The sequence below is a fragment of the Cellvibrio sp. BR genome, assembly GCF_000263355.1.
Taxonomy (GTDB): Bacteria; Pseudomonadota; Gammaproteobacteria; order Pseudomonadales; family Cellvibrionaceae; genus Cellvibrio.
In genome coordinates this window covers 406,741-425,612 of sequence record NZ_JH668203.1, presented here as the reverse complement: position 1 = coordinate 425,612, position 18,872 = coordinate 406,741, and the positions used below count along the sequence as shown (strand labels likewise).

The following is an 18,872-nucleotide window of genomic DNA, read 5'->3' as shown; positions in this document are numbered from 1 at the left end:
TTGTCGATGAGATGATTCATGAGTTTACGTAACGCAATGACGATAAAAATATTTGGTACACGCTTCACCCGTCCGCTCAACATGTTGTTGTTGGCGAGTGTGGGGTTTTCCCTGTCTGGCTGCGGCATGTTTTTTGGTGATGAGGGCGTTTTTCGTAATCGCGAAAGCGATTATCTGAAAGCAGATAATATTCCTCCCTTGGTTCTGCCAGCCGGTAAGCACTCCGAAGCCATGGGTGAGTTGTATCCCATTCCCCCAATTACCGCGACAGACTTTGGTTACGACCCTAATTCGGTTGATAACGAAATTCCCCGCCCTATGCCTTTGTCTGCCAATCTTGAGCAGGAAAACGTAAAAATCCAACGTGTGGGTGGCGAGAGCTGGATTTTGCTTAACGCTGCTCCCGGAGAGGTCTGGCCACGCATTCGTAACTTCCTCAACGTAAACAATTTGGCGGTTAGTCGTGCGGATATTAGTCGCGGCATTATTGAAACCAGCTGGTTGCAATTCAAAACTGATCTTTCGACCTATGATCGTTATCGCCTGCAGATTGATCAGGGGGTACAACCGGAAACGACGGAAGTGCACATCACGCACATGAGTGTACCTAAAGCGGAAAAACCCGCTGCCGATTTGGGATGGCCGCGTAAATCGGTTAATCCTGAGCGTGAAAAATGGTTGTTGGATGAGCTGGCTGCAACACTTGCAAGTGAAACAGCCGAAGGCGGCACTTCACTCTTGGCCCAGTCTATCGGCGGTTCAGTAAAAGCCAGTTTGACCATGTTGCGCGGTGAGCCAGCAATGCTGATCAAGTTGGACCGCACTCGCGCCTTTGCCACCTTGGCTTATGCAGCTAAACAAGATGGTTTTACTACCTTTGAAGCTGATGCCGATGCGGCCATCTACTATGTTCATTATTTGGATCCAGAAGAGGCCAAGCCAGGCTTTTTCAAGCGTCTTTTTAGAATTGGTTTGAAACCCAAAGCGCCAACCACCCCCTACAGCTTGGCGCAAATTAAAACAAACATGTTGACGGGTAGTGAGTTTGAAGCAGCTCCACGCTCGGAGCGTAAAAAGGAAAAAATACTACCCAAAGCACCTGGTTATCTCATAGTAATCACGGGTGAAAACAACGATTATGTTGTGAGGGTACGCGACCCTTATGGCAAGCGCTTGACTACCAGCGAAGCGCGCCATTTAGTCACTTTATTACGTAAAAACCTGATTTAAGTGACAGCTCCCCTGCGTTTTGCATCTCTCGGTAGCGGCAGTCGCGGCAATTCTACGTTGGTGGAGTGGGGGGCAGGCACTTTGCTCATTGATTGCGGGTTTAGCGTCAAACAAGCAAATGAGCGCCTGCAGCGGTTGGGCAAATGTCCGGAAGAGCTGACCGCTATACTGGTCACGCACGAGCACACAGATCACATCAAGGGCGTTGCCGCTATGGCGCGACGCTATGATTTACCGGTGTATATGACACCCGGTACTTATCACAGTCGCAATTTGGGTGATTTACCGGATTTACGTTTGATTGAAGCGTACCAGCCGTTTGAGATCGATCAGCTGCTGGTGACGCCAGTGGCGGTGCCACATGATGCGCGCGAACCCTCACAATTTGTATTTGAGTATGCCGGGTTGCGCCTTGGTGTGTTGACGGATTTGGGCAGTATTACCGCTCACGTTGAAGCGCATTATCAGGATCTGGATGCGATGGTATTGGAAGCAAATCATGATCCCGTGATGCTCGCGTCGGGTGATTACCCGCCATCGCTCAAGCAGCGTGTAGGTGGTTTGTGGGGGCATTTGAGTAATCAGCAGGCCGCTGGGTTCTTGCAGCGTTTGGATTGTGCCCGCTTGCAGCATTTGGTGATTGCTCATATAAGTCAACAAAATAATTCGCTGGAGCTGGCGCAAGCCACTCTGGCACCCGTCACAGCAGAGGTCAAACAAGTGACTTTTGCGTGTCAAAACCAGGGGTTTGACTGGTTATCCGTTTCTTAAATTCAGTTTCTTACATTTTTACTTTTGAATAGCAGGCCTATCAATGGAAAAGCGCGAACAACTCTATGCTGGCAAAGCCAAATCCATCTACAAAACTGATGATCCGGATCACGTAATCATGTTGTTCCGCAACGATACCTCCGCTTTTGATGGCAAGCGTATCGAGCAGTTGGATCGCAAAGGCATGGTGAACAACAAGTTCAATGCGTTCATTATGGGCAAGCTGCAAGCTGCCGGCATTCCTACCCATTTTGTAAAACTCCTGTCAGATACCGAAGTGCTGGTGAAAACTATGCAAATGATTCCGGTCGAGTGTGTGATACGCAACTTGGCCGCCGGTTCTTTGGTGCGTCGTCTGGGGGTGCAGGAAGGCATGGAGTTAACTCCACCTACATTCGAATTGTTCCTCAAAAATGATGCTTTGGGTGACCCTATGGTCAACGAATCCCACGTTCAATCCTTCGGTTGGGCGACGCCCGAGCAATTGGCGCGGATGAAGGAGTTAACCTTTAAGATCAATGACATACTTAAAGCCTTGTTTGCTGAAGGCAATATGTTGTTGGTTGATTTCAAAGTGGAGTTTGGTCTGCATAAGGGAGAAGTTATCCTCGGTGATGAGTTCTCTCCAGACGGTTGCCGTCTGTGGGACAAAGACACTCGCGAGAAGTTGGATAAAGATCGTTTCCGCCAGAATCTCGGTAATGTGGTGGAATCCTATGAAATGGTGGGCCAGCGCTTAGGGCTGACTTTCTAGTTGTGTTCTTCGATCGCCAAAAAGGGGCTTTCGGCCCCTTTTTTATTGCCGTGTGTTCTGGGAATTAGTATCTATACTCAAACGGTAAAAAGTAATTTGATCGGTTATTGCGCACTAATGGAGAACAAAATGGAGATTGAACAGTGAACGAACGTCGCGTTTTTGAGCGCACCTCAACCTCAGTCAGGGTCGAGATGTCCAACCCCAGTTTTGGCATGATCGTGGGTTTTGCAAAAGACATTTCAGATGGCGGCGCACAAGTGCAAATTGAAAATCAGGTTTGCCCGCCGGTTGGAACTGAAGTGATGGTGAAATTCAAAAAGGCAGTGGGTGCAATTAATGCGGAGCCAGTCCGCATGCGCGTAGTGCATCAGCTGCGCAATACCATTGGTTTAATGTTTGTGCGCAGCAGTAGTTGACGGGGTTCTGGGTTGGAGAGTTTGCGCGTACCTTCACTGCGCGCAATTATTGTGCGCAGTGAATATTCTTTTATTATTTAATACATTGTGTAGGTAATAAAAACTCAGTAGTGGTTTTGTTGTAATTGGCGATAAGTTGTGGCAAATCTTTGCAGTCCAGCGCGCTATTGTTGCGTATATCCAATGTTTTTAAGTGCAGTAGGTGCAACAGCGGCGCGGTATTTTTAATATTATTGCCACTTAGCTTTACTATTTCCAAGCGCCCCAAACTCCCTAAAGTGGTAATGTCTGTAAGTTGATTATCCGCTAAATTTAATTCCTTCAGCGCAAAAAACTTTTCCAGTCCTTGTAGTGATTTAATGCCTGCATTGCTGCAATTTAGCGTGCTTAGATCTTCTGCGCGCGTGATGTGTGCGTCGTAAATAGTTTGTTGTACGCAATCGAATAATTGTTGGTCCGCTATTTTAAAATCTTTAAAAATAGAGGGTGGTACATACACCATGTTGTCGTTGACGCTCACAGAATAATTTTTACAGCCACTCATTAATAGACTGATGAGTAGAGCACAAAATATCCATAGCGATTTAATTTGAATGAGTGGAAGCTTGCTTTGCATATCAACTTTACCTAGATTGCGGTGCTGGTGGATTTGGCGCTGAGTAAATAAGTGTTACTAGCCACTTTAATCAGATACACCGGTGACAGCAATGGTAGAATCGCGAATTCAGTATTGGTTCAGTTCCTGTCGTTAAAAATCAATACTCGATCAACCATGAGCATGGATTGAACCTTGGCATCTGCTTGGGCGATATCGATTTTTATTCACCCCCAGCATCTATTCGTTACTTTTGTTTTATTGGAGACTCATCATGAAATACCTAATTGCGCTTTTGTTATCCGTTGGCTTGATCGGTTGTACAACTACTGATCCTTACACTGGCGAACAAAAAACCAGTAAAACTGTAAAAGGTGCCGGTATTGGTGCCGTAGCGGGTGCGGTATTGGGCGCAGCTACTGGCGATAATGCCAAGGATCGCCGTGAGCGTGCGCTTAAAGGTGCTGCCCTGGGCGGTGTAGTGGGTGGTGGTGTAGGTAACTACATGGATCGCCAGGAAGCCAAACTGCGTGCCGAATTACAGGGCACGGGTGTGCAAGTAAGACGAGAAGGTAATAACCTGTTTTTGGTTATGCCGGGCAACATTACCTTTGCAACCAACAGTGCTGATATTCGCTCAGACTTCTTTTCTGTACTCAATTCTGTAGCCAAAGTATTGGCCGAGTTCAATCAAACCTCTATTCGCGTAACTGGCCATACCGATTCTACTGGTAGCGATAGCATCAACCAGCCGCTGAGCCAGCGTCGTGCTGACAGTGTGGCCATGTACTTGCGCAGCCAAAAAGTGGCGAGTGCGCGTATCCAGTCTTATGGTTACGGCTCGCGCTACCCGGTTGCCAGCAACGACAACGCTATGGGTCGCGAACAGAACCGTCGTGTAGAACTGGAACTGGTACCTAACGAACAATAAGTTCGACTGCTCGTCCAAAAGCCGCTCGGGTAACCGCAGCGGCTTTTTTATTGCCCATATTTTGTATGGGCAACGATTATTTTTAACGGGTGCTGCTTTTTTAGCATCTTTTACTTGACCGGTGAGTTAAAGGTGCTAATTTAATAGCATGGTGCTAAAAAAATAGCACTTCCAGGTAACTCAGCAAATAGAGTGCTAGTAGAGATATGACTTCAGATGATATAGAAAAAGCAGCTGCCTCACAGCTCAGTCGGCGCGAGCGGCAAATTATGGATGCCTTATTTGAGGCGGGCGAGTTGTCTGCCCAGGATGTTCGTGAGGCCATTCCCGATGCGCCAAGTTATTCGGCTGTCAGGGCATTGTTGGCCAAGTTGGTGGAAAAGCAAATTGTGGATTTTCGTGAAGAGGGGCCGCGTTACATTTATTTTCCGCGAATCGCCCAGGAAGAGGCGCGTACGTCCGCATTGCAAAAACTGCTAAAAACTTTTTTTGGGGGGTCTACTGCGGCGGCCGTCAATGCGTTATTAGGGATGAATAAGGACAAACTCAGCGCCGATGAAATTGTCCAGCTGCAGCAAGCAATCGATGAAGCCGCTAATGTGGAAGTAAATTCATCCGCTGTGCATTCAACCGTAAAAGAGCCATCGTCACCGAAAAAAAGCCAATAATAATCGCACACAAACATTATTTTTGCGTGTAAGTGTCCATTAATACGAGGCAGAGTTATGGATACCGCAACAACCATAGATGTCCTGGTGACCGGCTTGATTAAGCCTGCATTGTTATTATTGATAATTGTGATGTTGTGGCTATTGGTGCGCAATAAATCGGCTGCCTTGCAGCATTTTGTGCTGAGTCTTGGTTTCCTTTGGATGCTCTTATTGCCGCTGCTCGCAAATATTGCACCGGTTATCCTGCTGAGCTTTGAATCAACACCGCTGATTACCCAATGGATATCACATGAATACTTTGTATCAGTGGGCTCGTTGTTGGAGCAAGGGTTGACACAGGTGCAATGGTTAATTCTTCTCGCGCTGTATTTATTTCCCGCTAGCAGTTTATTGTTCTATTTATTGCTGGGAGTAATTGGTCTTTGGCAGCAACAAAAATCGGCACAAAAAATTATCGATCCCGAATTACTCGCACAAGCTGCCGTGTTGTGCGAATTAGTGGATGTGCAGCGCCCGGTTCAATTATTGACGTCGCCCGATGTGAAATCACCGTACACTTGGGGGCTTTTTCGACCGGTTATTGTATTGCCGCGCGCGGTGTTGTTGTGGGATGAAGACAAACGCGTGAGCGTGTTGATGCATGAGTTAGGGCATATCGCGCGTTGGGATTGGCTAATTAGTTTGTTGGTAAAAATTACCTGCGCTATTTTTTGGTTTTTGTTGCCAATCTGGTGGGTGGCCCATCAACTATTCTTACAAGCTGAAATCGCGTGTGATGATTACATCTATAAGTTGCGTGACAAGCATCTTAGCTATGCTAAAAATTTATTGGCGTTTGCGACACTAGAGGGAAATCATCCGGTCGATGATAGCGCAATGTATATGCGTGGCCATTCAGATATTCATCAGCGTATTTTGGCTGTGTTGGATAAGCAGCGGCCACATCATTCCATCGCTACAGAGTCAGCGCAGTACTGGGTACTTATTGGTGCATTGTTGCTAAGCATTTTTGCGAGTGTGCAGTGGATTCCCTTGCGCGCGCAAATGAATGCCTCAGTGGATAATGTATTGAAAATCCAGTGGGAAGATAATCAAGATGCATTGCTCCATAACACAGAAGTGCGCAGCGAAATATTCAGCTGGGCGTTAGTACAATCATTAAAACCTGTATTGTCTGATGCCCCATCGCCTCTGGAAATAATAGAACAGGTACATGTTGAGGCGGTTAAACCAGATAAAACCGAATTGACCCAACTCTCCGGTATTGAACTTGGTTCCCCTTCAGCCTTGCCCATCCCTCGCATTCAAGTCGAAGGTTTTTTGCCGGTAACGTTGGTTACACCCGTTTATCCCGCGCGCGCGCTGAGTAAGGGTATCGAGGGCTGGGTGGAGGTTGAATTTACGATTGATACCACCGGCCATATTATCAATCCGCGTATTATTAACCGTTCGCCCTCGCGTGTGTTTGACCGCAGTGTTTTAACTGCATTAAAAAAATCCCACTACCGTCCGCAAGTAATTGATGGTCAACCTATTGTTGTGCAAGGTGTAACAGAATTGTTCCGCTTTACGCTCTTGCATGATGATTCAGCTACGGGTGCAAGACCCGCTGATGTCGCCACACGACGACGATAAGTTTTAACTTCCCCTCCATCTACACAGATCGTTAATCATTTTTTGTATGCCATAACCGGGCAGGGATTTTCTTTGCCCAAAAACCGAGGAAATTATTATGAACGCTATACCTACCCCCGTTTTAGTTGATGGTCATCTATTTACCCATTCCCTAATAGCTCGTCTGTTGAGTATTTTCCCCGCCGCATTGTTGATGACTTTGTGCCTGCTATTTGCGATGTATTCGCTGGTGCATAACGATTACCCATTACAGCCGGCAAAACCAACACCGCCTATACCGACAGTTACCATGAAAGTTCCTGAAACCATTGAGACGATAAAACAAGAGCCGCCTGTGCGCCCGGTTGAGCAATTGCCACCGCCAGTCATTAATACGCAGGAGACCATCGAGGTTAAAGTAGACCCCGGTATGAATTTCGGCGAGCCACCGCTTGCAGCGAAACCACCCATTGATGGTGTGTTTGGTTTTGCTGGGCAAATGGTACCCATTATCCGCATTGCGCCCCAGTATCCGCAGGCGGCAGTTGCGCGAGGCGTCGAAGGTTATGTGGATATTATGTTTGATGTGACTGCATTGGGGACTACCGAAAATATTCGAATTATCGCCGCCGTACCCTCCAGTGTGTTTAACCGCAGTGTGATCAAAGCGGTGAAAGGCTGGAAGTACAAACCTAATGTGGTGGATGGTGTTGCGGTAAAAACGCCAGATGTGAGAGATAGGGTTCGTTTCAACATGGAAAAATAACGCGACCGAACAAATGATTGCGGCGGTTTCGCTGTGAGTCGATAATGCCGCATCTTTTTCACGTTGTTTTTGCTGCTATGTCCAATCCTATTGCCCTGTTGTGTAATCACCCTGAATCCATGCCCTACGCCGAGACCTTGGCGATGCAGTGGTCTTTGCCCTTATTGCGCGAGCGGGATACTGAAACAATTAGTGATGTGGATTTTGTGTTGGTGATTGCACCTCATGCAATTGAGTTGCAGCAAACCGGGCGTAAAGCACCGGGGCCGATTCGCGCGGAATTTACGGAAGGCTCAGTGGATCATCGGCGTAAATTTGGTGGCGGCAAGGGGCAGATGATTGCCAAGGCAGTAGGCATTAAAGCCGGTGTTTACCCACGAGTGTTGGACGCAACGGCGGGTTTAGGGAAAGACAGCTTTGTATTGGCTACACTTGGTAGTGCCGTGACCATGATTGAACGTTCGCCCATCGTGCACTGTTTATTAAACGATGGTTTGCAGCGCGCGCGCGATTATGCGCTGCAAGATCCGGAATTGTTTGCGGTGTTACAACGGATGCGCTTGGCGCAACAAGATAGCCATAATTATTTGCAATCGCTAACGGCAGACAATTTTCCGGATGTAATTTATTTGGACCCTATGTTTCCCGAGCGTCACAAAACGGCCGATGTTAAAAAAGACATGGCCGCGTTTCATTCGCTGGTGGGTAAAGATGAAGATGCCGATGCACTGTTGCCACTGGCGCTGGCACACGCCAATTATCGCGTGGTGGTGAAGCGGCCGCGCAAGGCGCCCTTATTAAATAATCAAGCGCCGTCTTATCAGCTGGAAGGAAAATCGAGTCGCTACGATATTTATACGTTAAAAAAATTACCGGAGCGACTCAATAATACGGGTGATATTTAGTGGCCACCGTACTGGCTAATTTCCAATTGTGATAAATGTTTTTCCGCAGGATTTTTGAGCCAGTTATAAATCATGGCAATACATAATAAACCCGCAAAACCGGTTGCCAAATAAAAGCCGTATTTCACGTGGCCAAATAAATCTCCCACGGCACCCATTAATAGTGGGCCAAGTGCTGCAGCCACGGCGGTGAAAAATAAAATCACACCGGCGACTGTGCCGTGTTCACTTTTATTGAAACAGCTGATGCCTTTTGAATTAAGCGTTGGGTAAATCATCGACATAAATAAACCCGAAAGCGGCAATAGAAAAACCGCATAGTTCACACCGCCCACCATGCTGCCTAGAAAGCATAAAAAAATGCAGCTGCTAAACAGTGCCATTACCGATGTCCAGTTGAATTTAGTCAGAATCCAGGCGCCCAGAAAGCGTCCGCCCGCGCGCAGCACAAAAAATATTGTCAGCGCATAGGTAGCAAACCACAGGGCGTTGCCGGAATAGTCTTTGAGGAAAGTTGGCATCCACACATAAATTGCAACTTCGGTGGCAACATACAGGGCAATTGCTCCCGAAAAGCCGGCGGCATAGGGGTTGCCAATCATTTTTATCGTGCGTTTAACATCAATTTTATCCTGTGCACTGGCGGGTTTATGCTTGGGATAATTTACCCGTGATGCGATGACAATCAGCAGCAAGCACACAAATCCGGCAAAAATATATAAATAAATCCACGAGACTTTTGCTGCTAGTAAATAGGCGACAATCGCTGGACCGATAATGGCACCGACACCAAAAAAGCCTTCCACCGTATTCATGGTGCGTGTGTGTTCGCGGCTGGAAGTAGAAATGTCGCCAATCAGTGCGAGTGCACCGGTTTTAAAAATGCCAATCGCACAGCCGGAGATTAATAGCAGCCCGACAAAAAACTCAAAGTAACTGCCGAGCGCAAATAAAAAACAGGAAATGGCAAACAGCGCCAAGCCGATCAAAATCGTGTACTTGCGCCCGATGCGATCCGCTAAAAACCCAAAGGCGATACCGCTAAAGGCGATGGCAATCATCGGCGCGTAGTGAAACGCACTGGCCTGGGTGAGGTTGAGGTTAAATTCCTTGATGATTTCGGGAATGATCACACCCACCGCATCGGTGGTCATGGCAAACATGGTGAACATTAAAAACGTGAGCCAGCGGATAAGAACCAGATTGTGTTCTTGGTGTGCAGATGTCATGGGGCAGCCCTGTGCAAAATAGATAATTTATTGTGAATTATTAGGCTCTGGTTGCGAGCAAATCAGGTATGTCTTGATTCCGGTCTGATTGATCCCTGTGTATCAATTCCAGTTGCATTTATCCCGTTTTATTAATCTCGGTTTATTAATGCTAGTACAGCATTTGAGTCTGGCACCCAAAAGCGTATGATTGGAAAAGTAGTTGACTTATTTATTCACAGTGGTTTAATTAAGTCAACTCGATTACATGATAAAAAATAGTTTTTATATTCTCTAAAGGTAATAGGGGTCGCTATGAGTAAGGGTAGTAATTCGAGTGGTTTGCGCCGTTATAACGAACGGGTGTTGATCAGTTCATTGCGTAGCCTGGGCATGGCTTCCAAGTTTGAACTGGCGCGGCTCTCCAACCTTACCCCACAAGCGGTCACACGTATTATCGACGACCTGGAAGCGGCGGGGCTGGTGGCACAACGGGGCAAGTTACAGCGCGGTCTCGGCCAACCTTCCACCATGTACAGTATTGATCCCAAGGGGGCTTTTTCCATTGGGGTGAATGTGGGTCGCAATGACATCCAAATATTGTTGATGGATTTTGGCGGCAATGTGATAAATAAAGTCGCACATGAATTTAGCCTGCCTAACCCAGACTTTCTGCTGGAAAAAGTAGAGCTGGCGATAACGCATTTACAGGGCTTGTTAGACCCCAGCGAACGCCCGCGTTTGGTGGGGGTTGGCTTGGCCATGCCCTGGTTTATGGGTGGTTGGCAGCAGGAATTAAATATGAGCGATGAACTGGCCGCGCGCTGGAATTCACTCAAGTTTGATCAGGAGCTGGCCAAGCGTATCAGCCTGCCGATTTTTATCGAAAACGATTGCTCCGCCGCCGCCATCGCCGAGTTGCAATTTGGTTTGGGCAATCAGGTTAAAAACTTTTTGTACATTTTTATCGGCACCTTTGTTGGTGGCGGGGTGGTATTGCAAGGCAATTTGGAAAGTGGTGTGCATGGCAACTCCGGGGCTTTGGCCTCTATGCCGGTGTCGCCCTCCACTCTGGATTCCTGCCCGCCGGTGAAAGGGCCGTTTGAAGTGTTGGCTAATCGCGCCTCTATTTATGTATTGCGCCGTCATCTCAAAGCACGCGGTTTTGCGATCAACAATATTTCGGAATTACCGCGCATATTGCCGCAGGCGCAAGTGGCGGTTGACGAGTGGATAGAAGATTGCGCCCAGGCACTGACCTTTGCGATTTTTTCTGCAACGGGGGTGCTGGATTTTGAAGCCATAGTGCTGGATGGCAATTTGCCCCGCGTGATTGTGTTGCAATTGGTGGAGCGTTTGCGCACCACCCTGGCTGAACTCACGCCACCCGGTGTGTTTTTGCCGGATATTTTCTGCGGCATTATCGGTGTTGATGCGCGCGCGATTGGCGGTGCGATATTGCCGTTTTATGCCAATTTTTCACCGGATACTACGGTGATGCTGACCAATCAGGGCAGTAACGATCAGCGCTGATATTTAGCCCTGTTCAGTAGTGCAACCTGATTTTTTTCAAGTTTGTTTGAGGGTTATATTCGTGTTGCAGCTGACTGATAAATGGGTATGGGATTTCTGGTTCGCCGTGGATGGCGAGGATTACCACATGTTTTATTTGCAGGCCGATAAGGCGCTGCAAAATCCGGATTTGCGCCACTGGAATGTGTCGGTCGGCCATGCGGTTTCTAAAAATTTGCGCGACTGGACACTGCTGCCAGATGCCATCGCACCCACCCAAGGCGATGATAATGCGCCCGATTCTTTTACCACCTGGACTGGCTGCGTTATTAACGTCGGCGCTGAGTGGTACATGTATTACACCGGCACCAAGCGCGCAGAAAAAGGGTTGGTGCAGCGTGTATGTTTGGCTAAATCCCCCGATTTAATTCATTGGACCAAACACGACAGCAATCCGGTGGTGGAGCTGGATGAGCGTTGGTACGACGGTTTGAATTTGGATTATTGGCACGATGCCTCCTGGCGCGATCCCTGGGTGATGAAAGATCCACAAACGGATTTGTACCATATGCTGGTTACTTGCCGTGTTAATCGCGGTGAGCCGGATGGTCGCGGTGCGATTGGCTATGCTTCTTCCACCAACTTGCTCGACTGGGCAGTGGGCGATGCCTTTCTGGCACCGGGTTGGTTTGGTGAAATGGAAGTGCCGCAGATCGAAAAAATTGGCGACCGCTATTATTTATTCTGTTCGGTATCCACACGTTTCCACTCCGCAAAACACAAAGCCGAACCTGGTTGTGAACCGCAAACTGGCGTGAAATATTTTGTCGCCGACTCCATGATGGGGCCTTACGAATGCATGGGTAATGGCTTTTTGACCGGCCCCAAACAAGACGGCCTCTACTCTGGTCGTTTGATTAAAGGCCCGGATCAAGCCTGGTATTTGCTGGCCTTTATGGGCAACGATGCGCAGGGACAATTTGCGGGTAATATCATCGACCCAATCAAAGTTGTCGTTGCAGATGATGGTAGTTTGTCGCTGCTGGATTAATGCCCGCTTCATTCCTCGTTTAAATTTCTGTCCAATTAAATGCCCAATCGCCGAATCCACATCGGCGGCTGGGCATTTGTGTTTGATGGGGTAGATACCCCGTTTAATTCTGGTTAATCAAAAAATAAATGCTGCACCTCTTGCCAATACTAAATCACAGTGATTTAATTAATCGCATTGGTAGCCCTTAGTGGTATTCAACAATAAAGTAAGTGGCACTAGCCGTTTAAGAGATATGTATGCAGCTTGAGTCTCCCCAAATCGATAAGCGTTTACTGGGTGCCATTGAAGCGGGTGGCACCAAATTTAATTGTGCCGTGGCGGATATGCAGGGCAAGGTGCTGGCGCAAGCGGCATTTCCCACCACAACCCCGGCAGAAACACTTGCTCTAGCGCGCAATTTTTTTAGTGATGCTGTGCGCTCGCGCGATACTTCACTGGCGGCGATGGGCATTGCCAGTTTTGGCCCGGTAGAATTGGATCGCGGTGCGCCTAATTATGGTTTTATCACCAAAACACCCAAAGCCGGTTGGTCAAATACCGATATTTGCGGTTATTTCCGCACAGCCTTTAATGTGCCCGTTGCTTTTGAAACCGATGTTAATGGTGCGGCGTGGGGTGAGTTGGTCGCTGGTGCTGCACGTGATTGCAGCCATTTTATTTATGTCACTGTTGGCACCGGTATAGGTGCCGGCATAGTAGTGAATGGCAAATTGTTGCAGGGCGTCACCCATCCGGAAGTGGGGCACATGCTGATGCCGCGCGCTTCGCTGCAGGATGACTACCAGGGTTGCTGCCCGTTTCATAAAGGCTGTCTGGAAGGTTTGGCATCTGGCACAGCTATTAACAAACGCTGGGGTATTAACGGCAAAGACCTGCCCGACGACCACGCTGCCTGGGACTATGAAGCCCATTATCTGGCGGCTATGTGCGTAAACTTAACCCAGTGTTTTGCACCGCAAAAAATTATTTTAGGCGGTGGGGTGATGGATAAAAAATTACTCTTTCCGCTGGTGCGTAGTAAGTTTCTGGAATTAATTAATGGCTACGCGCCGGAATCGATTTTAACGCGGGTGGATCAATACATAGTGCCTACTGGCCTTGATGGTAAAGCGGGAATTGTGGGGGCGATTGATTTGGCGTTAATGGAGTTAGGCACTGCACAAGTGCCGCACTCGTTTTAGTTTTTTAGTTCTTGTTTGTTTTTTTGCTCGTCTAGCTTGTCGTGGCAGATTCGTCTGCCTTTTGTGCCCGATGCGGTAATCGCATCGGGCTTTTTTATTTGGGCTAGAGAGATATTTCTAAATAATTTTAGAATAGCGAATCTGTGCTGAATCCTGTTTGGCTTTTTGCAGATATTCATCAAACACCATACACACCCGACGAATTAATAAACGTCCTTTATTGTGTACGCTAATGCCTTTCGCATCGATATTGAGCAACCCATCTTCTTGCATAGGTTTTAATTGCGCGAGCTCGTTTGCAAAATAATGGGCAGCTTCTATATCAAACACCTCCTGTAATTCGGCAAAGTCCAATTTGCAGTGACAAATGAGGCGATTAATCACAAAGCGGCGCAGCAGGTCTTCATCGTTCAGGGTGAAACCTTTATTGATGGGCAATAAACCCATGTCCATTTTTTGTTGGTAAGCATTTAATTCCTTGGCGTTTTGCACGTAGACATTGTCGATCATGCTGATAGAGGAAACGCCTACCGCCAATAAATCGCAATCGCCGTGGGTGGAGTAGCCTTGAAAATTGCGTTGCAGTTTTCCAGCGTCTTGCGCGCGCGCCAATTCGTCATCGGGTTTGGCGAAATGATCCATGCCTATGTAGCGATAGCCTGCTGCTTCCAACGTTTGAATCGCGAACTGTAGCATTTCCAGTTTGGCGCTGGCGGAGGGTAAATCCTGCTCGTTAATTAATTGCTGGCTTTTAAACAGATGCGGCATGTGCGCGTAGTTAAATAGCGATAAGCGATCCGGGTTCATGTCGATCACCTTATTTAAGGTATCGCGCAAACTGTTAATGGTTTGTAGCGGCAAACCGTAAATTAAATCCATGCTGATGGATTTATATTGCTGTGCGCGCAATGCCTGGGTGAGTTCACTCACTTGTCCCACGGTGTTGTAGCGATTAACGGCATTTTGTACGCGCTCATCAAAATCCTGCACACCCATGCTAACGCGATTAAAACCCAGCTCACGCAAATGCCCCATGGTTTTTGTGCTCACCCAACCGGGGTGAATTTCCACCGAAAATTCTCCGCTATCGTCATCGGCCAAGGTAAATAACCGGCGCGTGGCGTGCATCAATAGCGACATTTCGTCATCGCTGATAAAAGTCGGTGTGCCGCCCCCCCAGTGTAATTGTTTAACGGTTTTGTCCGTGTTAAATAAATCCGCATAGAGCGCAAGTTCTTGAATCATGCGCTGCAAATAGGGCAGGGCGCGGCTTTTATTGTTAGTCACAATTTTGTTGCAGCCGCAGTAGTAACAGAGGCTATCGCAGAAGGGGATGTGAAAATACAGCGAGAGCGGGCGGCCAGCTTTATTGCTACGGCCGATGGCATTGCGCAGCGACGTTTCGCTGAAGGCTTCTTGGAATTGCGGTGCAGTAGGGTAGGAGGTGTAGCGCGGCCCGGCCAGATCGTAACGCTGCAGCAGTTGTTTATCCCAATCCAGCGGTTGAATAAAGAGTGACATTGGCAATTTTCCCGAAGAGTTTCGCCCATGGTAAAAACTTGCGCTGTGCAGTGACTTGATGTGGATCAAGCCTATAATGCGGGCTATCTGAATAATTGCGCCGATTTTTACTGGCGTGCGCGCCATTTCTTTTTATTGACGATTTACCCATGACCAATTCTCTCGATACTGTTTACGCTACCGACCTCGATTTGCTCTACGACGAGATCGCCGATGCCTTGGCCAGGTCGGGTTATATAGTGTTGCAAAACCCGCTGCCGGACGATTTATGTAATGGCTTATTGCTGAATTTGCAGCAGCAAGACACGGCGTTAAACCCCGCCGGTGTAGGGCGGCAGGGTGATTACCAGCGCAATAACACCATTCGTGGCGACGCAATCCAATGGTTGGAGCCAGGTGTTCCCGCTGTCACTGAATTTTTATGCTGGATGGATAAACTGCGTGAAGCCATGAACCAGCGTTTGTTTCTCGGTTTGTTTGATTACGAAAGCCACTATGCGGTTTATGAGCCGGGTGCGTTTTACCAAAAGCACCGCGATGCATTTCGCGGTAAACCCGGACGCAAGTTGTCCAGCGTGCTGTATTTGAATCCTGAGTGGGATAAAACCCAGGGCGGTGAATTGGTGCTCTATGATGAGGCGGGTGAGAATGAATTGCTGCGCCTTGCACCAGAATATGGCAGGCTGGTGTTGTTCTTGAGTGAAGATTTTCCGCATGAAGTGCTGCCGGCCACCGCCCGGCGCCAGAGTATTGCGGGTTGGTTTCGGATTAAACCCCTGTGATGCCCGCTTGACCCAAATTGCGTATGCGTTGGCAGCTTTATTGCAACGGTTGGATGTAGCCTGCTGAAATTCTCCGGGGACGGGAGAAACGGACATCAGGGAGGAGACTTCGGCGGGCGCTATAACAATGCTAAAAGCGCATACTCTAGAGAGCGAGGCCGCGATGTTAAAGGAAGTCACTATGAGTGAAATGAAAATAGATTGGCAGAATTATCACTCTGGCCATTTCTATGATGAACTGATTCGCGCGCCCGGCCAAGCCCGTCCGGAAACCCGTCACCTCGCCCAGTATCTCGCCTCGCTCAGTGGTGCAGAATTACAAGAGCGAAAGTTGTCGGCCGAACTCGCTATTAAAACCATGGGCATTTCATTTACCGTTTACAGCGATGCTGGCAACATCGACCGCGAATGGCCCTTTGATATTATTCCGCGCATTATTCCGCAACGTGAATGGCAAAAAACCGAACGCGGATTAATCCAGCGTTTAACCGCGTTAAATTTATTTATTAATGACATCTACAACGATCAAAAAATTATTAAAGATCGTGTTGTGCCCGCTTACCTCTTTGAAGATTCGGTCAATTTCCGCAAAGAATGTATCGGCATGAAACCCGCCTATGGCGTGTGGTCGCATATTTGCGGCAGCGATTTAATTCGCGACGACAAAGGTGAATTTTTTGTGCTGGAAGATAACTTGCGTGTCCCTTCCGGCGTGTCCTACATGCTGGAAAACCGCAAGGTGACCAAACGAGTATTTCCGGAGCTGTTTGAAAATCACAATATTGTGCCGGTTACCGAATATCCCAATCAATTATTTGACACACTTGCATCGCTTTCACCGCGTCAATCCGAGCGCCCGGAAATTGTGGTGCTTACGCCCGGTATTTATAACTCCGCTTATTTTGAACATTCTTATCTCGCCCAACAAATGGGTGTGGAATTGGTGGAAGGCAGTGATTTAGTTGTAGATAGCGATGACTGCGTTTATATGCGCAGCATCGATGGTTTAAAACGCGTGGATGTTATTTATCGCCGCATCGACGATTTATTTTTGGATCCGGAAATGTTCAACCCGGATTCAGTGCTCGGCGTGCGTGGGTTAATGCGCGCTTGGTTAAAAGGTAATGTTGCACTTGCCAATGCGCCCGGCGCCGGTGTGGCGGATGACAAAGTCATCTACACCTTTGTACCGGACATGATCAAATATTATTTAGGCGAGGAGCCCATTCTGCCGAACGTGCCCAGCTATTTGTGTGTGGATAAAAAGCAGTGCGATTATGTGCTCACCAACCTCGATAAATTAGTCGTGAAACCCGCGAACGAATCGGGCGGCTACGGCATGATTATCGGCCCGCAAGCGAGCAAAAAAGAACTCGCTGAATTTGCCGAACGTATTAAAGCCAACCCGCGCAACTACATGGCGCAACCCTTAATTTCATTATCAACTGCACCGATTCTTACCAATGGCAATGCCGAGGCGCGCCATATTGATTTGCGCCCCTTTGTCTTGCAGGGGCGCGAGCATCATGTAACGCCGGGCGGTTTAACCCGAGTGGCGATGCGCAAAGGTTCCTATGTGGTGAATTCATCGCAAGGTGGCGGTAGTAAAGATACCTGGATTGTGGTGGAGGACTAAACCATGTTGTCTCGTGTTGCGGAACGTATTTATTGGTTGGGTCGTTACATGGAGCGCAGTGAAAATATTGCGCGGCTGGTCAATGTTAACTCGAATTTATTATTGGATTTACCCTCTGGTGTGCGCGTGGGCTGGGGGTCATTAATTGATATCAGCGGTACTGGCAGCTATTTTGAACGCGGCGATACCCAGCTTGCCGATGAAAAAACGGTGGTGAATTTTATTTTGGCGGACAAAAAAAATCCCGCCTCATTAATTAATTCCCTCAGCTTTGCCCGCGAGAATGCACGTATCACGCGCGAAACAATGCCCATGGAAGCCTGGGAGTTAATTAATGATTTGTATCACTACATTCGCGAGCGTGCTGACAAAGTCACTTCGCGTCGTGATCGCAGCACAATTCTGCTGCATGTAATCAGCAGTGTGCAGCAATTTACGGGTTTGCTCTCTGGCTGCATGAGTCACAACAATGCCTACGATTTAATTCGCATTGGCCGCAACCTTGAGCGCGCCGATATGACCACGCGCATTGTGGATGCCGGCTTGGTGAATTTATTGCCGCACTTATCCATTGGCGGCACCGAAGTCCTGGAGCCTTACGACAATATTTTATGGATGAGTGTATTGCGTTCACTCAGCGCTTATCAAATGTATCGCCAGCAAGTGCGCGACCGGGTGAACGCCAACGCAGTGGTTAAATTTTTATTGCAAAACGAGGATTTCCCCCGCGCCGTAGCCCACTGCCTAAAACAATTGGAACAGTGTTTGTGGGCGCTGCCCAATAGTGAAAAAGTGTTGGCCTCTATTGTGAGTATTCAACACAAATTGGATGAAGCTGATTTGGACGAGCTACTGCAATCCGGTTTGCACGAATACATCGACGAACTGCAATTAGCCATTGGCAATTTGCATTTCAGTATCGCCGAAACCTGGTTCCTGCCGGTGGTGGTTGCGCAGTCGCAATCACAAGAGCAAAAATCTGCGTGATGAAATTTTAATTGCAGGAGTTATCCAGTATTTTTTATGTTTTTAAGTATTGCGTATAGTCCGACTAGGACAAGACCCTGCGGGGTCTTTTTTTTGACAGATGTTGACAACGTTGTCCATGAGGCGTAAGTTAAACGCTACCGGCATCCCGTTCGGGTGTTGTTCTGTAGTTGGTTGTCTAGGTTTGTTGGAAAAAGTTATTGCACCTGTTGGGCAATAACAACGGAATAATAAAAATCTGACGAATTACGGGTTAATCGCTGAATAGTCTGCGAATGAATTGTGAATTTGAGTTGCTCAACTCGAAGGTGTTTTGTTTTGCCTGAAATAACCAG

General features: G+C 47.8%; 18 protein-coding genes. 15 read left to right on the top strand and 3 right to left on the bottom strand.

The features are described from left to right. Positions 1-18: 18 nt before the first annotated feature. The 4 genes from bamC (at position 19) to O59_RS14995 (ending at position 3,174) form a co-directional block, all read left to right on the top strand. The gene (gene bamC, locus O59_RS15010) at positions 19-1,230 is read left to right on the top strand and encodes an outer membrane protein assembly factor BamC (RefSeq protein WP_157152589.1); all 1,212 of its coding nucleotides are present in this window, start codon (positions 19-21) and stop codon (positions 1,228-1,230) included. Beyond that, complete coding sequence (locus tag O59_RS15005) at positions 1,231-2,001, top strand: MBL fold metallo-hydrolase (RefSeq protein WP_007644216.1); 771 nt, start codon at positions 1,231-1,233, stop codon at positions 1,999-2,001. A 43-nt stretch (positions 2,002-2,044) separates the two neighbouring features. Further along, the gene (gene purC, locus O59_RS15000; RefSeq protein WP_007644214.1) at positions 2,045-2,755 is read left to right on the top strand and encodes a phosphoribosylaminoimidazolesuccinocarboxamide synthase; all 711 of its coding nucleotides are present in this window, start codon (positions 2,045-2,047) and stop codon (positions 2,753-2,755) included. 143 nt (positions 2,756-2,898) lie between these two features. Continuing rightward, positions 2,899-3,174 (top strand): PilZ domain-containing protein, encoded by a 276-nt coding sequence (locus O59_RS14995; protein WP_040392816.1) that lies wholly within the window; start codon positions 2,899-2,901, stop codon positions 3,172-3,174. 73 nt (positions 3,175-3,247) lie between these two features. Here O59_RS14995 and O59_RS14990 read toward each other — a convergent pair whose 3' ends face one another. Then, on the bottom strand, positions 3,248-3,790 hold the full coding sequence (locus tag O59_RS14990) for a leucine-rich repeat domain-containing protein (protein ID WP_151056658.1): 543 nt from the start codon (positions 3,788-3,790) through the stop codon (positions 3,248-3,250). Positions 3,791-4,043: 253 nt separating this feature from the next. Between O59_RS14990 and O59_RS14985 the strand changes: the two genes are divergently transcribed. The 5 genes from O59_RS14985 (at position 4,044) to O59_RS14965 (ending at position 8,656) form a co-directional block, all read left to right on the top strand. After that, complete coding sequence (locus tag O59_RS14985) at positions 4,044-4,700, top strand: OmpA family protein (RefSeq protein ID WP_007644208.1); 657 nt, start codon at positions 4,044-4,046, stop codon at positions 4,698-4,700. A gap of 206 nt (positions 4,701-4,906) precedes the next feature. Next, the gene (locus O59_RS14980; RefSeq protein ID WP_007644206.1) at positions 4,907-5,368 is read left to right on the top strand and encodes a BlaI/MecI/CopY family transcriptional regulator; all 462 of its coding nucleotides are present in this window, start codon (positions 4,907-4,909) and stop codon (positions 5,366-5,368) included. Positions 5,369-5,425: 57 nt separating this feature from the next. Then, positions 5,426-7,006, top strand: coding sequence for a M56 family metallopeptidase (locus O59_RS21120; RefSeq protein ID WP_007644204.1), 1,581 nt, complete (start codon positions 5,426-5,428; stop codon positions 7,004-7,006). A 97-nt stretch (positions 7,007-7,103) separates the two neighbouring features. After that, positions 7,104-7,751, top strand: coding sequence for an energy transducer TonB (locus tag O59_RS14970; protein ID WP_007644202.1), 648 nt, complete (start codon positions 7,104-7,106; stop codon positions 7,749-7,751). A gap of 44 nt (positions 7,752-7,795) precedes the next feature. After that, positions 7,796-8,656, top strand: coding sequence for a class I SAM-dependent methyltransferase (locus O59_RS14965; protein WP_007644201.1), 861 nt, complete (start codon positions 7,796-7,798; stop codon positions 8,654-8,656). Here the strand turns inward: O59_RS14965 and O59_RS14960 are convergent. Beyond that, positions 8,653-9,885, bottom strand: coding sequence for a sugar MFS transporter (locus tag O59_RS14960; protein ID WP_007644196.1), 1,233 nt, complete (start codon positions 9,883-9,885; stop codon positions 8,653-8,655). The genes O59_RS14965 and O59_RS14960 overlap by 4 nt on opposite strands. Before the next feature lie 294 nt (positions 9,886-10,179). On the opposite strand from O59_RS14960, the gene O59_RS14955 reads away from it, so the two are divergent. From O59_RS14955 to O59_RS14945, 3 genes are all read left to right on the top strand, one after another. Further along, complete coding sequence (locus O59_RS14955) at positions 10,180-11,397, top strand: ROK family transcriptional regulator (protein WP_007644194.1); 1,218 nt, start codon at positions 10,180-10,182, stop codon at positions 11,395-11,397. 61 nt (positions 11,398-11,458) lie between these two features. Beyond that, the gene (locus O59_RS14950) at positions 11,459-12,427 is read left to right on the top strand and encodes a family 43 glycosylhydrolase (RefSeq protein ID WP_007644192.1); all 969 of its coding nucleotides are present in this window, start codon (positions 11,459-11,461) and stop codon (positions 12,425-12,427) included. Between the two features lie 239 nt (positions 12,428-12,666). Further along, the gene (locus tag O59_RS14945) at positions 12,667-13,611 is read left to right on the top strand and encodes an ROK family protein (RefSeq protein ID WP_007644190.1); all 945 of its coding nucleotides are present in this window, start codon (positions 12,667-12,669) and stop codon (positions 13,609-13,611) included. Between the two features lie 117 nt (positions 13,612-13,728). Here the strand turns inward: O59_RS14945 and hemN are convergent, their stop codons facing one another. Then, entirely contained in the window at positions 13,729-15,132 is a 1,404-nt protein-coding gene (hemN, locus tag O59_RS14940) for an oxygen-independent coproporphyrinogen III oxidase (RefSeq protein WP_040393026.1), read from the bottom strand. A 149-nt stretch (positions 15,133-15,281) separates the two neighbouring features. Here hemN and O59_RS14935 point away from each other — a divergent pair, with 149 nt between their 5' ends. From O59_RS14935 to O59_RS14925, 3 genes are all read left to right on the top strand, one after another. Next, positions 15,282-15,914, top strand: coding sequence for a 2OG-Fe(II) oxygenase (locus tag O59_RS14935; protein WP_007644185.1), 633 nt, complete (start codon positions 15,282-15,284; stop codon positions 15,912-15,914). A gap of 190 nt (positions 15,915-16,104) precedes the next feature. After that, the gene (locus O59_RS14930) at positions 16,105-17,550 is read left to right on the top strand and encodes a circularly permuted type 2 ATP-grasp protein (RefSeq protein ID WP_040393025.1); all 1,446 of its coding nucleotides are present in this window, start codon (positions 16,105-16,107) and stop codon (positions 17,548-17,550) included. 3 nt (positions 17,551-17,553) lie between these two features. After that, positions 17,554-18,537 carry an alpha-E domain-containing protein gene (locus O59_RS14925; RefSeq protein ID WP_007644182.1) on the top strand — a complete coding sequence of 328 codons (984 nt, stop codon included), beginning with the start codon at positions 17,554-17,556 and terminating at the stop codon, positions 18,535-18,537. Positions 18,538-18,872 lie beyond the last annotated feature (335 nt).